The 14,165-nt window shown below is 60.0% G+C and carries 15 protein-coding genes; 14 read left to right on the top strand and 1 reads right to left on the bottom strand.

The genetic code is table 11. The annotated features are described in order from the left end of the window. Window positions 1–13: 13 nt before the first annotated feature. The 14 genes from rplU to holA all read left to right on the top strand — a co-directional run bounded on the left by rplU (window position 14) and on the right by holA (window position 13,561). On the top strand, window positions 14–322 hold the full coding sequence (gene rplU / locus HMPREF2651_RS03435) for a 50S ribosomal protein L21 (RefSeq protein WP_038628111.1): 309 nt from the start codon (window positions 14–16) through the stop codon (window positions 320–322). A gap of 40 nt (window positions 323–362) precedes the next feature. Then, the gene (gene rpmA / locus HMPREF2651_RS03430) at window positions 363–620 is read left to right on the top strand and encodes a 50S ribosomal protein L27 (protein WP_016422312.1); all 258 of its coding nucleotides are present in this window, start codon (window positions 363–365) and stop codon (window positions 618–620) included. A gap of 257 nt (window positions 621–877) precedes the next feature. Then, window positions 878–2,392 carry a GTPase ObgE gene (obgE, locus tag HMPREF2651_RS03425; protein WP_038628113.1) on the top strand — a complete coding sequence of 505 codons (1,515 nt, stop codon included), beginning with the start codon at window positions 878–880 and terminating at the stop codon, window positions 2,390–2,392. A gap of 98 nt (window positions 2,393–2,490) precedes the next feature. After that, window positions 2,491–3,840, top strand: coding sequence for a glutamate 5-kinase (gene proB, locus HMPREF2651_RS03420; protein ID WP_049182044.1), 1,350 nt, complete (start codon window positions 2,491–2,493; stop codon window positions 3,838–3,840). 159 nt (window positions 3,841–3,999) lie between these two features. Beyond that, the gene (locus HMPREF2651_RS03415) at window positions 4,000–4,713 is read left to right on the top strand and encodes a class E sortase (RefSeq protein WP_049182047.1); all 714 of its coding nucleotides are present in this window, start codon (window positions 4,000–4,002) and stop codon (window positions 4,711–4,713) included. Further along, window positions 4,714–4,866: a hypothetical protein gene (locus HMPREF2651_RS10950; protein ID WP_016422316.1), complete on the top strand. Its 153-nt coding sequence runs from the start codon at window positions 4,714–4,716 to the stop codon at window positions 4,864–4,866. It abuts the gene before it with no gap. 14 nt (window positions 4,867–4,880) lie between these two features. After that, window positions 4,881–6,224 carry a glutamate-5-semialdehyde dehydrogenase gene (locus HMPREF2651_RS03410; RefSeq protein ID WP_224786600.1) on the top strand — a complete coding sequence of 448 codons (1,344 nt, stop codon included), beginning with the start codon at window positions 4,881–4,883 and terminating at the stop codon, window positions 6,222–6,224. 21 nt (window positions 6,225–6,245) lie between these two features. Next, entirely contained in the window at window positions 6,246–7,016 is a 771-nt protein-coding gene (nadD, locus tag HMPREF2651_RS03405; protein ID WP_049182052.1) for a nicotinate-nucleotide adenylyltransferase, read from the top strand. A gap of 89 nt (window positions 7,017–7,105) precedes the next feature. Then, entirely contained in the window at window positions 7,106–7,564 is a 459-nt protein-coding gene (gene rsfS, locus HMPREF2651_RS03400; protein WP_049182054.1) for a ribosome silencing factor, read from the top strand. Between the two features lie 2 nt (window positions 7,565–7,566). Then, window positions 7,567–8,274, top strand: coding sequence for a histidine phosphatase family protein (locus HMPREF2651_RS03395; protein WP_038628127.1), 708 nt, complete (start codon window positions 7,567–7,569; stop codon window positions 8,272–8,274). Beyond that, a complete protein-coding gene (locus HMPREF2651_RS03390) occupies window positions 8,264–9,625 on the top strand; it encodes a DegV family protein (RefSeq protein WP_049182056.1) in 1,362 nt (453 codons plus the stop codon). The genes HMPREF2651_RS03395 and HMPREF2651_RS03390 overlap by 11 nt, the downstream gene beginning before the upstream one ends. Window positions 9,626–9,751: 126 nt before the next feature. Continuing rightward, window positions 9,752–10,522: a ComEA family DNA-binding protein gene (locus HMPREF2651_RS03385; RefSeq protein ID WP_224786601.1), complete on the top strand. Its 771-nt coding sequence runs from the start codon at window positions 9,752–9,754 to the stop codon at window positions 10,520–10,522. After that, on the top strand, window positions 10,506–12,506 hold the full coding sequence (locus tag HMPREF2651_RS03380; protein ID WP_049182060.1) for a ComEC/Rec2 family competence protein: 2,001 nt from the start codon (window positions 10,506–10,508) through the stop codon (window positions 12,504–12,506). The genes HMPREF2651_RS03385 and HMPREF2651_RS03380 overlap by 17 nt, the downstream gene beginning before the upstream one ends. A 65-nt stretch (window positions 12,507–12,571) precedes the next feature. After that, on the top strand, window positions 12,572–13,561 hold the full coding sequence (gene holA, locus HMPREF2651_RS03375) for a DNA polymerase III subunit delta (protein ID WP_065419954.1): 990 nt from the start codon (window positions 12,572–12,574) through the stop codon (window positions 13,559–13,561). An 80-nt stretch (window positions 13,562–13,641) separates the two neighbouring features. Here holA and HMPREF2651_RS03370 read toward each other — a convergent pair whose 3' ends face one another. Continuing rightward, the gene (locus HMPREF2651_RS03370) at window positions 13,642–14,076 is read right to left on the bottom strand and encodes an OsmC family protein (protein WP_049182064.1); all 435 of its coding nucleotides are present in this window, start codon (window positions 14,074–14,076) and stop codon (window positions 13,642–13,644) included. Window positions 14,077–14,165: the final 89 nt, after the last annotated feature.

The raw sequence follows: 14,165 nt of genomic DNA, 5'->3' as shown, positions 1-14,165 counted from the left end.
GGGTAGCCCTCCTATGTACGCGATCGTCAAGACCGGCGGCAAGCAGTACAAGGTTGCCGAAGGTGACCTCGTCAAGGTCGAGAAGATCGAGGGTGAGCCGGGTTCGTCCGTGGCTCTCACCCCGGTTCTGCTCGTCGATGGCGCAGATGTCATTGCGGATGCCGACAAGCTTGCCAACGTTACCGTTAACGCAGAGATCGTCGAGGCCGTTAAGGGCCCGAAGATCCGCGGCATGCACTACAAGAACAAGACTGGCTACAAGCGCCGCTACGGCCACCGTCAGCCGCTCACTGTTCTGAAGATCACCGGCGTCTCCAAGTAAACCGCCGAAATTCCAATTAGCTTTTCCCTAGGAGAAAATCATGGCTACTAAGAAGGGTGCATCCAGCACCAGCAACGGCCGCGACTCCGAAGCTAAGCGCCTCGGCGTGAAGCGCTTCGGCGGCCAGCAGGTTAAGGCAGGCGAGATTCTCGTTCGTCAGCGCGGTACCTCGTTCCACCCGGGTGAGAACGTTGGCCGTGGCGGCGACGACACTCTCTTCGCTCTGAAGGCAGGCGCAGTCGAGTTCGGTACCCGCCGCAACCGCCGCATTGTCAGCATCGTTGAGAACAACTCCTAAGAACAACCTTCGGTTGTCCACATAGGATTACTGCAACGTTGAATTTGAGGCAGGTTTAACTGCCTTGCAGAAGAGCCGATTCCTTTCCCACTGCGAAAGGTAATCGGCTCTTTTGTTGTTTATGTCCTGTTTCGCGCCGTTAGGTTGCGAGGCAGCGTTTTGTTACCGCCTAGACTTCTGCCCGTCGGCTCGCTTAAATTAGGGCATTACTCCAGGCACTAGAAGATGGCTCTCCGCTCGGAAGTGTGTGTGATTTTATGTCTCGTTTTGTAGATCGTGTCGTGCTGCATTTGCAGGCCGGCGACGGCGGTCACGGCTGTAACTCGGTGCTGCGTGAAAAGTTCAAGCCACTGGGTGGCCCCGACGGCGGTAACGGTGGCCACGGTGGCGACATTGTGCTTGTGGTAGACCCCCAGATCCATACTCTGATGGACTTTCACTTCCACCCCCATATCAAGGCTGCCAACGGTAAGCCGGGCGCTGGCGATCACCGCAACGGCGCTCGTGGTGAGGATCTGGTTCTCGGAGTGCCGGAGGGCACGGTTGTGATGACCGAGGATGGGGAAGTGCTGGCGGACATGACCGGTAAGGGCGCCCGCTTCATTGCCGCTGAGGGCGGTTACGGTGGCCTGGGCAACGCAGCGCTGGCAAACAAGAACCGCCGTGCGCCGGGATTTGCTCTCCTCGGTGAGCCAGGTGAGGCCAAGGATCTTGTCTTGGAGCTCAAATCCATGGCAGACGTTGGACTGGTGGGCTTCCCGTCGGCCGGAAAGTCGTCGCTGGTCAGCACCTTGAGCGCTGCTAAGCCGAAGATTGGTGACTACCCATTTACCACGCTGCAGCCGAACCTGGGTGTAGTCAACGTTGGCTACGAGTCCTTCACCATCGCAGATGTGCCGGGTCTTATCCCGGGGGCTTCTGAAGGCCGTGGACTTGGGTTGGACTTCCTGCGTCACATTGAGCGCTGTGCTGTTCTCGTGCATGTGGTTGACGCTGCTGCTCTGGAGGGCGACCGCGATCCGGTCTCTGACATCAAGGCGTTGGAGACGGAACTCGCCAACTACCAGTCGGTGCTGAAGGCCGACGTGGGGCTTGGGGATCTCGCAGAGCGTCCCCGCGTCATCGTGCTGAACAAGATTGACCTGCCCGATGCTCGCGAAATGATTGACATGCAGCGCGAGGAACTGGAGAAGTTCGGCTGGCCAATTTTTGAGATCTCCACGGTGACGCACGAGGGGCTCAAGGAGCTGACCTACGGCCTGAAGGATCAGATCGCCGCCTACCGCAAGGCGCATCCGTTGCCGACAGAGCAGGAGCCCCGTGCGGTCATCCGTCCGGAAGGGGTGCGTGGCAAAAAGCGCGAAGGCGCGGACTTCACCATCGAACGCGATCCGAATACCCCAGACGGGTTCATTGTGCGTGGGCGTAAGCCGGAGCGCTGGATTAACCAGACGGACTTCGAAAACGACGAGGCAGTCGGCTACTTGGCTGACCGCCTGGCCAAGCTTGGTGTTGAAGATGCCCTGGCAAAGGCTGGGGCAACAGTTGGCTGCCCGGTGACGATTTCCTATCTCACCTTCGAGTGGTACCCGCAGCAGGTCGCGGGCACCGATGACTTCGTGCCGAGTGGTCGTGGTACCGACGATCGTCTCTATGTCAACGAACGCACCAGCGCCGAGCAGCGTAAGCGTGCATCGCAGGCCCGCCGTGGTCTGATTGACGAGTACGATTTCGGGGATGGCGAAGAGGCTATTCGCGACCGGTATTCATAGGCGCGGGCGCCAGCGTCGTCGGCAAGCGAAGACTTCAAACTTGCATTTTGCCATTGATTGTTTAAACAATTATATGGTCAGAATCAAATGAGACCGTCATGTTTTCCATCAGTGAAATGAGTGAGTCAGTTATCCCTTCCGACACCGTTGCCAACGATGTTGACGTCACTGGAGCAGATGTATTAGATGCCCCGGTAGCTACCGCGCCGAAGTCTGAATCGGACGCGCCGATTTCCCGTGAGGAGGTCGACGAGCTGCTTCACGACAATTCCGAGTCCACCGTCGCTGAGATTGAAAAGGCGACTGAGAATTTATCTCCGGGAACCAAAGGCGGTTTCGATTCCGAGACTCGTGAGGCAATTCGGACCGCGAAGCGTGTCGTGGTGAAGATTGGTTCTTCCTCGTTGACCGGATCTGACGGTCGTACCGATCCCGAGCGCATCGACTTCATCGCCGATGCTTTGGAGAAGCGTATGGGCATTAGCGATGTCATCGTTGTGTCCTCCGGTGCGGTGGCATCCGGAATGGGGCCGCTGGGGCTGACTTCGCGTCCCACTGATTTAGCGACCAAGCAGGCGGCTGCGGCTGTGGGGCAGGTGCGCCTGGCACAGGAGTGGGGACGCTCCTTCCTGCGGTATGGTCGCACTTCTGCACAGGTGCTTTTGACCTCGGACGATGCAGGTGTGCGTTCGCGTGCTCGCAACGCCCAGCGCACTATCGACCGCCTGCGCCAGCTGGGCGCGGTGCCAATTGTCAACGAAAACGACACGGTCGCGACCTCGGAGTTCCGCTTCGGCGACAACGACCGCCTCGCCGCGCTGGTCAGTCACCTGGCGTACTGCGATGCATTGATTCTGCTTTCCGACGTCGACGGCCTCTACGACCGCAACCCGGCCGATCCAGGTGCAACCTTTGTGCCGGAGGTGCGCAGCGGTAATGACTTGCGTGGTGTTATCGCTGGTGACGGCGGTGCGCTGGGCACCGGTGGTATGGCCTCGAAGGTCTCTGCCGCACGTCTGGCTTCGCGTGCGGGTGTGCCGGTGTTGCTGACTTCGGCGTCCAACATTGAGCGAGCACTGGACCAAGCAGATGTGGGAACCGCTTTCGCCGCGAAGGACAACCGCCTGAGCGCCTGGAAGTTCTGGATGCTCTACGCAGCGGACAGCTCGGGGCTGCTTCGCCTGGACGCCGGTGCGGTCGACGCCGTAACCCGCATGCGTAAGTCGCTGCTCCCGGTCGGTATTACCTCGGTTGACGGCGAGTTCTCCGCTGGTGACATCGTCGATCTAATCGGTCCTGGTGGTGAGGTCATCGGTCGCGGCGAGGTCAATTATGACTCCGAGGAACTGCTGGGCATGATCGGCTACCACACCGAAGAATTGCCGAATGACATGCAGAAGCCTGTCGTCCATGCCGACTACCTGTCGGATTTCGCTTCCCGCGCTTAGGAGGGTGTTGCGCTGAGAGCTGCAGCGCTTAAAGACGCACACCTGGGCGCGCCCGGATAGAGGTGCCTCGGCAAAGACTGGCCGAGTGCGGACTGGCTGGGGGAGGACTGGCTGAGTGCAGACTGCCTGGGTGAGGAACTTTCGGGCATAATCCTAAGTGTGTTATCGAAGATTATTGGCGTCATCGGCGAGTTGCTCTTGACAGCTGGAGTGCTGGTGGCGCTCTTCGCCTTTTATCTGCTGTACTGGTCTGGTCTTGAGACCGGGAAAGTTCAGCAGCAGGCTCGTGATGAGCTGCAGCAGGCATGGTCCACACCGGCGTCGGCCCCAGCTCCGGCGCCAGAAGGCACGGAGCCAGCTGTTGAGGGCTCCTGGATGCCCGGCTCCGCGGTGGCGTTGATTTCCGCTCCGAAGGCCGGTTTTAGCGATTTTGTCGTATTTGAAGGTGTCTCCCAGGAAGTTTTGCGCAGTGGCCCCGGCCATTATCCGGGCACAGCCCTGCCGGGGCAGGTGGGCAACAGCTCTTACGCCGCTCACCGTGATGGCCACGGAGCTCCCTTTGACAACATTGACCGCCTGCAGACGTGCGATGACATCATCGTAGAGACGCGTGATGCTATTTACCGCTACAAGGTATTGCCGGTCGACGGTATGGCTGGCGCAGGGGAAAGCTTCGACTGCGTGCCAGAAGGAACTGACGTCCCCGAGATTCCCGGCCAGCACATTGTCACTCCGGACCGGGCCGATGTCCTCAATCCGGTCGGTGACGCCACTCTACTTACGCTGACTACCTGCCATCCGCAGTGGGACAACACTCATCGGCTCATTATTCACGCGGTTCTCGCCGGTGTTGAGACCAAGGAGGTCAACTAGATGTACGCAGCGTTTTGGCGATCCCTGCCAGGGCCGTGGTGGGTGAAAGCGATCATCACCATCGTGATTGCCGTCATCGTGTTCCTGCTGTTGATGAATTACATCTTTCCTTGGGTTGCTGAGCTAATTCCCTCAAATGATGTCTCACTCTAGTTATGCTGGTAGGCATGACTGCTCAAACGAACGAAACTGCTAACACCAATCAACAGGGTATTGCCGAGGATTCGGCTCTTAGCCCGGAGCGTGCTGCTGAGCGCGCCGAGGTTTTAGATAAGGCACAGCGTGCCAAGGCTGTCGCGGGAGAGCTGTCGCGCTTTACGTCGGCACGCAAGAACGAGCTCCTGCTGGCCGCAGCAGACGCGCTGGTTGCCCGTACTGAAGAGATTCTGGTGGCCAATGCCAAGGACATCGAGGCCGGTAAGATCCGTGGTTTTAGTGACTCCCTGCTGGATCGTCTGCGTCTTGACGCCGATCGTGTTGAGGGTATTGCCGGTGGGCTTCGTCAGGTTGCGGCTCTGCCGGATCCGGTAGGCGAGGTGCTGCGTGGAAGCACTCTTCCCAACGGCATTAAGCTCTCCCAGGTCAGCGTCCCGCTGGGTGTGATGGGCATGGTCTACGAGGCTCGTCCGAACGTTACTGTCGATGCGTTTGGTCTGGCGCTGAAGTCGGGCAACGTAGCCTTGCTGCGCGGCTCCAAGTCCGCTGTCCATTCCAACACGCAGCTGGTCGCGGTTTTGCGTGAGGTGCTGGCCAACCACGATGCGCCGGAGGACCTTGTCCAGCTGCTGCCGTGTGAGACCCACGATTCAGTGCAGGATCTCATCACAGCTCGCGGCCTGGTTGACGTGGTGATTCCGCGCGGCGGTGCCGGTTTGATTGAGGCCGTTGTGACGAAGGCAACGGTGCCGACCATCGAGACCGGTACCGGTAACTGCCACATCTACATCGATGCCTCCGCCGACATTGACGAGGCGATTGCGCTGATGATTAACGGCAAGACCCGCCGTCCGAGCGTCTGTAACGCTACTGAAACGGTTCTCATTGACTCGGCGTTGTCCACGCAGGATCAGGTCCGCATTTTGGACGCGCTTGCCGACGCGGGGGTTGCGGTCCACGGCGATGTCGATAATCTGGCGGCCTCTGGGTGGACTGGTGAGGTTATTCCTGCGACGGCGGAAGACTGGTCGGATGAGTACCTCTCGCTAGACATTGCCGCGCGCATTGTCGACGGTGTGGTGGCCGCAACTGATCACATCACTGAGTACTCCTCGGGACACACGGAAGCTATCTCTGCACGTGACTGGGGAGTGTGCCAGGAGTTCGTCGACCGCGTTGATGCCGCCGCCGTCAGCGTCAATGCCTCCACTGCGTTCACCGATGGTGAGCAGTATGGTTTCGGCGCAGAGATTGGTATTTCCACTCAGAAGCTGCACGCCCGTGGCCCGATGGGGCTGCCGGAGTTGACCAGCAGCAAGTGGGTTCTGGCTGGTCGTGGACAGACTCGTCCGTAGTGCCCAGGTAAAGTGCCAGTCATGATTAAGCGCAAGAAAAGTGTGCGGTCGCGAGTACATGCCGCGTTGACAGCAAAGTCGGCGGAAGCGCCGCGGCAGCGCATTGGCGTGATGGGGGGCACTTTTGATCCCATCCACAATGGTCACCTGGTTGCCGCCAGCGAGGTGGCAGATCGTTTTGACCTCGACTTTGTGCTTTTCGTGCCCACGGGTGAACCGTGGCAAAAGCGCGGCCGAAAGGTCTCTCACAGCGAAGATCGCTACCTGATGACGGTCATTGCCACCGCGTCAAACCCGCAGTTTTCGGTCTCGCGGGTTGATATTGACCGGCCGGGTGCGACCTATACCGTCGATACGCTGCGGGATTTGAAGGTCATCTATCCCGACGCGGATCTGTTCTTCATTACCGGTGCCGATGCGCTGCAGAAGATTATGACGTGGCGGGACTGGGAGGAGATGTTCGACGCAGCAACGTTCGTCGGCGTCACTCGCCCAGGAGTTCACCTGCGTGCAGAGGACCTGGAGGGGATTGACGCCTCACGGTTACACCTCATCGAGATTCCCGCGATGGCTATTTCTTCCACCGACTGCCGAAAGCGGGCGGAGGCAGGACGCCCTGTGTGGTACTTGGTGCCGGATGGCGTGGTCCAGTACATCGCTAAGCGTGGTCTGTACCAGTCTGCTGAGGGCACAGTTGGTTCTGTGGGCCCCGCATCGGTGAACTCGACCTCCGAGGACACGGCGCCGGTGGATGCGGCATCGGTGGATGCGAAGTCCGATACCGACGACTGAAAGTTAGCAAAATCCCGCTGAGACGGTAAGTTACAAGTACAAACGCTGTTTTTCACGATTTTTTTAATCACAAGGAGCTGAAGTCTTTCGTGACTGCACAACCACGCGCCATTGAGCTGGCGACCGCCGCGGCTAAGGCCGCCGATAGCAAAAAGGGTGAGGACGTCGTTGTTCTCGATGTCTCTGGCCCAGTGGTGATTACGGACGCATTCGTCCTGGTCAGTGCTGACAATGAGCGTCTGGTTGCCGCAATCGTCGACGAAGTTGAGGACGATCTGCGTGACCTCGGCGCAAAGCCGGTTCGCCGCGAAGGTGTCCGTGAGGGACGTTGGGCGCTGCTGGATTACGGCGACATTGTCGTGCATGTCTTCCGCAGTGAAGAACGCGACTTCTACGGCCTGGATCGACTGTGGCGCGATTGCCCGCGCATCGAGGTCGAAGGCGTCGAGCAGCCGAGCAACGAGGATGGCGAAGATTCCGCCCGCCATGCTCGTTCCATCGACGAGATTCCGCTGGCTGCCGAAAACCCGGACACGGACGAGTTTTAACTGTGGCGGGCTCACGCGAGGCACATGTTGCCGCTCGACGTCGCCTGATTATGCTGCGGCACGGGCAGACGTCGTATAACGCTACCGGTCGCATTCAGGGACAGCTGGACACGCAGCTTTCCGACGTTGGCCGCGAGCAAGCCCGTACTGCGGCGCAGTACCTGGCGGAGGCTGAACCGCGAATCACAAAAATCGTGTCCTCCGACCTGACCCGGGCAGCTGACACCGCCCGCGCGCTAGCTGAGGCCACCGGCGCAGAGTTGAGTTTTGATAAGCGCCTGCGTGAGACCAACCTCGGTGAATGGCAAGAGCGCACCTACGACGAGATTGACTCCGCGTTTCCCGGTATGCGTGACCACTGGCGTCATAACCTCAACTGGGCACCCAAGGGCGGTGAGACCCGCTTTGAGGTCTCCAACCGAATGCTGGCAGTCATTGCTGAGCTAGCAGCTAACCCCGATTGGGAGTCGGACACCTTTGTGCTCGTGTCCCACGGTGGTGCCATTGCTGCCGCTACCGCAGCCCTGCTGCAGCTGCCGCGCGACTATTTCAGCACGTTTAACGGCCTGGGCAACACTGCGTGGGTTGAAATGGAGCAACGCACGCGCGTCAATGGTGAGACCTCTTGGTACCTGAATGCTTTTAATGCGAAGGTTCGCGCGCGGGAGTCGCAGGTTTCTGATTCTTCAGGGGGCCGCCATGCCCGGTGACGGTCGCGTTCGCATTGTTGTCGATGACACCGCGTGCCTGATGCCCGAGGTTGCCCGCAAGCTCGATATCACCGTGGTTCCCATCGGCCATGACATCAATGAAGACGCCGTCACCACGTCGGCAGTCAGTCCGCTGAAGCTGTGCGCCGCGTATGCGCGTGCGCTGGAACGCTCCAACCAGGACGGCTCTGACGCTGGCGTTGTTGCCCTGCATCTTGGCAAAGGAATGTCCGCGACCTGGTCTAATGCTGTCACCGCTGCTGGTGCACTGGACCGCGTGACCGTTATCGACACCGACACCGTAGGGGCTGGAGTCGGTGCCGCTGCCATCGCGGCAGCTAAGGCAGCGAGGGCCGGGGCCAGTCGTGATGAGGTGGCCGATGTAGCCCGTGATGTGCTGCAGCGCTATCGACTCTGGTTGTTTGTACCAAAGCTTGATTCGCTGCGCCGTGGTGGTCGCATCTCCGCGGGCCAAGCGATGCTCTCTACGGCTCTCGCTATCAAGCCCATCGTCGGCATTAAAGATGGCTCACTGGCACTCGTCGCCAAGTGCCGCACAGAAGCGAAGGTCAAGCAGCGGATGGTGGATTTTGCCACGAAGATGGTGCGGTCTGCGTCATCGACGAACCGTCCGCCTGCAGTATTGCTGCATCATTCCGACGCGCTTGACGACGTCCACGAGCTCCAGGCCATGCTTGCCGAAGAGCTACCCGACGATACCCGGTTTAGAATCCTGGATTTGCCGGAGTCGCTTGCTGCTCATGTCGGGCAGGGAGCCTATGCAGTTGGCATGGTTTCCGGTGGCTCGATCGATTCGGATGCCATGGATTTTGAAGCAGAGATGGGAGTAACTGCGCTGCTCCACAGTGTGGAGGAGAGTGACGCGGCTGCTGTTGAAGCTGAGGTTACCGACGCGGTGGAAGATGATTCCGGGAACATAGGCAATTCCGGTGACTCTGCTGACATGGAAGGGGCGGATGGCTCCGTTGGTTCAGCTGAAACTGCTGATACCACTGACTCGGATGAACCAATCACCGATCAGGCTGTGGTGAAGGTAGTTGAGAATCCGGCGGCTAGTCGCAACCGCAATAAGCGTATCCATCGCACAGTCGTGACTAATGAACAGGGAATTCCGCTTTTCACCACGGCTGTTTCTAAATTGCCAACGTGGAGTGAGAACCGCCAAGCAGCCCTGGATAAAGCTGAGCGCCTGGCGAAGGCTATCTCTGATTTGGCGCTGCGCGATAAGTCCGATCCCGAGGGAGCTGTATTTGGCAACGAAGGGGAGAAATCGCAGGAGTCGTCGTCAAGCGACAAGCGTGATGATGACGGCGATGAGAAGAAGAAATAGCGGCTGAACTGAGCAGATGATGTGACCTGTGGATAACCTCCACAGGTCATTTTTTATCCACAGATGACGCTTCGACAGGTGCTTTCGCGGGAGTGCGGTGTGGGGCGGGGCGCTAGTGTGCGCATCGTGACGAATTTGCGGAATCGGCTGGCGGACTACCTGGAGCCGATTGATCAAGACAAGCGCATGGCGGTGGACTTTTCCGTGCGCCGGACGGTGGTGACGCCGCGGGTGGCGATGGCCGCGTGCATTGTGATTGCGGTGTTGGCCCTGGGAGCAATTGCGGCGGTGTTATGGCCGTCGTCGCCGCAGGTAGAGATGCCAGCGGTGCAGGACGCGGCTGTCGCGGGGACGACACCGGAGACGACCGAAACCTCAGCGGAGACGCCGGGTGGTCCGGGGAAGGAGACTAACGCTCAGGCACAGGCGGGGCCGTTGATTGTGTCGGTGGTGGGGTTGGTCGTGAATCCAGGCGTGGTGGAGGTGCCAGCGGGCGCGCGGGTGGTGGAGGCAATTGAGCGTGCGGGTGGGCTTTTACCGGAGGCTAATCCTGCCAGTGTGAACCTGGCGGCACCGTTGGTTGATGGCCAACAGATTGTGGTCGGGACAGCGGCGTTGCCAGCAGGGACGGCGGAGGGCGGGGCCGATGTTTCTGGCGGTTCTGGCGCCGGTGCTGCAGGCGGGGCTGGCCCGGGCGGCTCGGACGGACAGATCAACATCAACACCGCTACTGCTACTCAGTTGGAGGGATTGCCCGGAATCGGCCCCGCAACGGCGTCCAAAATCATCGACTTTCGGGAAAAGAACGGGCCTTTTGCGAGTATCGACTCACTTGAGGAGGTTCCGGGAATCGGCCCGGCGAAGGTAGAGGCTCTGCGCGATGTCGCCACCGTCTGACCTGCGCGCTCGTGCTGGGCTCGATGTGCGGCTAGTGCCAGCAGCGGTGTTGGCGTGGGCGACTGCGGTGGCAGTGATCATGCGCCCAGAATGGGCGATAGTTGTGACACCGTGTGCAATCGTGACTGCGGTGGTGCTGCCGTGGGCGTGGCAGCGGTGGTCGTGGCGATGGGGAAGAGGCGCGGTGACATCCGGCTGGCGAGCGATCGCCACTATCCTGGTGCCAGCTGTGTCGGTGGCGAGCGTTGCGGTAGCCACGCGAATCCGCATAGCGCGAGCCCGAGCCCACGAGCTCCATCACGACATTGGCAGGATGGCGAAAGTGCAGTTGCGCCTGGTCACGGAGCCGAAAGCAACCGAATTCGGGGCGAGTGCAAAGGCGCGCATCGAGGGTCTTCCTGGGCAGGTGACGGTTTTTGGCGACGAGTCACTGTTGTCGGTCACGAGAGACACCGTAGTTGAATCCACAGCCGGTATACGTGCGGCCAGCAAACCCTGCATCAGCGGAATCCAGCTGAATCTACGCGGAGATGTTGAGGTCATTGCGCCACCACAGGGGCTTGCCGCTGACGTGAGGCAGCAGCTCTTTGACTCGGCGCAGAATCTCCCCTTTGGCCCCGACCGCCTCATACCCGCCATGGCCATCGGCGATGAGCGCGGTTTCACCCTCGCTGACGGCGACATGATGACTGCTTCCGGGCTTTCACATCTGTCGGCCGTCTCTGGAGCCAACGTTGCACTTGTTGTCGGGGCTGTCGTGGCGGTCTTCTCCTGGGCTGGACCGCGAGTGCGAGTCGCAGTCGCCACGGTTGCCCTGTATGGGTTTGTAGCAATAGTGGGCACAGAACCCTCAGTGCTACGCGCAGTGGTCACCGGCTGCATCGGGCTATTGGCAATCATCGTGGGGCGAACTGGCCAAGCCATCGCAGCGCTGTCGGCTGGCATTATCGGGTTGATTCTCCTGGCACCAGACTTATCGGTGTCAGTGGGCTTCGCGCTTTCGGTCGCAGCCACCGCCGGGCTAGTCCTTCTTGCCGAGCCCCTTGCCAGACGCCTGTCCGCCACCACCGTTATGGGCACCTGGCCCGCCCCAGTAGTCCGCGCCATCGCAGTGGCAATTGCTGCACACGTGGTCACCATGCCAGTACTGGCGCTGCTCATCGGCGAAATTAGTCATGTCTCACTGCTCGCCAATCTTCTCGCCGCACCCGCCGTCGCACCCGTTACTATCGCCGGTTCTCTCGCTGCCGTTGCCGCCGCGCTGAATCTCAGTTGGCTGGTCAGCGCTCTGCTATGGTGCGCCGCGCCGTGCGCGTGGTGGATTCATCAGGTCGCACACCTCACTGCAGGCATCATCGCACCCGCAGATGGGCCGGTCACGTTGCTCGTCTCCTGCACGCTCACAGTTGCATGCTTTACGACGCTCTGGGGCTGGCCCCGTTTTGCGCTCCGCGCTGGGGCCTGTGCCGTTGTCCTGGCAGTCGGTAGCTATGCCGTTATTTGGGTGTTCGGCCTCGACATTGCGCGTGCCCCAAAGGGGTGGAATCTTGCGGCCTGCGCTGAGAAGAATCAGATCGTTCTTATTCACGCGGGTGTTGTCGGAGAAACTGGTAACAATGCTGCTTCTGCTGACCGCTCTGCGCGAGATCCGGAGATCCACTCTGCACCGACTCCGCTCAGCCGGCAGTGCCGAATTGCCCTGGGGCTCACCGAGGAAAAGACGTGGTATTCCCAGGCGTTTGATGCTGCCGCTGATAATCCCACGATAGAAACCGTGGTGGTGGAATCCCCGTCATATATTGCTGAAGCAGTGAGCGGCAGAGCTCCCCCAGCACACCACTCACCCCAGTGGTTTATCGCCCGCGAGTGTGGGCCACGTGTGCGAAAAACAGTAATGACACCCGAGCACATTCCCGTGGTCTGCCCACAGCGAGATGGGCCACAAGCTCTCTATTCGAATGGTGATGTCTGGCGAGGGAGGTGAAATCCGGGCTGTCCCGTAGGCTAGAAACAACAGTCGCAGGAATCAACGCGGAAAAGAGGTCGGGATTGAGCGCCGTCGCACCCGTGAATTTGATTGTGGGCAAAGAAGAGCTCCTGAAAGACCGCGCCCGCCTCGCCATTGTCGCCGCCGTCCGCGCGCAGGCGGCAACGGAGTCTGATCCAGGCGGACGCTCGGTGCCTGTGACCACCATCCGCGCAGGGGACATGACCACTGTCGATGCCGTGGAGCTCTTCAGCCCCTCGTTGTTTGGGGATGACCGCATTGTGGTTGTCACCGACTGCCAGGATGCGGGTAAAGAACCCGCCAAGCTGTTGATGGATTCTGTTAAAGATCCCGCGCCGGGCATCACGTTGATTCTCCTTCACACCGGTGAGGGACGTCAGAAGAAGATGGTGGCTGACCTGCGTAAGCTAGGCGTCCGCTTTTTCGAAGCACAACCGCTCAAGAGAAACGACTTGCCCGGTTTCGTCGGCGAAGAGTTTGCTGCACACGGGGTTAAGGTGCGTCGCGACGTCATTGATACCGTCCTGGATGCGGTCGGTTCGGACCTCCGCGAGTTGGCCACTGCCATTTCCCAGCTCTGTGCAGATACTGCGGGCAAGGTCACCTCGGAAGCAGTTCGCACCTACTACGGCGCGTCGGCGGAGGTCTCGGGCTTTGAGATTGCCGAGCTAGCACTGCGCGGTCGCGGTGGGGAAGCGTTGGCCAAGATGCGTCGTGCCTTGCAGCTGGGCATGGCACCGGCACTGCTGTCGGCTGCAATCACGGGAATGGTCGGTGATGTAGCTCGGCTCCACGGCGCGCGTGGTGTCAATGCGCGTAGAGATGCCCACCGCTATGGCATGCCGCCGTGGAAGTTGGAGAAAACACAGCGGTTAGCTTCAGCCTGGTCAACCCCTGCGGTTGCTCGCGCTGTGGTTGTCGCGGCACAGCTGGATGCGGACACGAAGGGAGCCTCGTCGACACCGGAGCTGTCGCTGGAACAGTCGGTGCTTCGTATCGCGGAGCTGGCGCATTCGTCCCATCGGCGTTAAATAGTTCGGGTCCCCGTGGGAGCTTCAGTTCAGTGACTTGCCTCGATACTTAGCCGCATTTACGTCACGTTGATTCTTCGCTATGCGAGCTCGAAGGAAGATGCAGCCGGGTTAGACAGCGTGTCCTGAACCGGGCAGTGGGATTCGACAAAGTCGAGGAATGCAACTAGTTCTTCCCTCGTGTTGTCGGCATCAATGTGGAAGCGGGTGTGGATCTCGGAGAAACCAATCTTTGCCTCCGGGGTCTTCCCCATGAATCCGTCTGGGTCGAGCACACCAGAGCATTCAACCTTGACATCGTTGAGCTTGATGCCCTGGGCAGCGGCGAATGAGCGGACGACGATGCACTTGCAGGCGCCGAGGGCTCCGAGCAGCGCCTCGACCGGGTTCATGCCCTTGTTGGTTCCCCCGAGGTCAGTCGGCTCGTCCAGGGTGAAGCTCATGTCTCGAGAGGTCACCGTGGTTTCGAGGTTGGTAGGGGCGTGCGCAACGGTCGTGAAAGTTGTCTTCGGCATGAGTTTCCTTCCTGTAGAAATTGTGCTGTCCGCATGTGCTGGCCGCAGGTTGGTGTGCTGGAACCGAAGCGATGGAAATCAACAACCAA

Source organism: Corynebacterium sp. HMSC063A05, assembly GCF_001809695.1.
Taxonomy (GTDB): domain Bacteria; phylum Actinomycetota; class Actinomycetes; order Mycobacteriales; family Mycobacteriaceae; genus Corynebacterium; species Corynebacterium amycolatum.
Note: the sequence above shows the minus strand (reverse complement) of the source record. Positions and strands in the feature narration are given on the sequence as shown.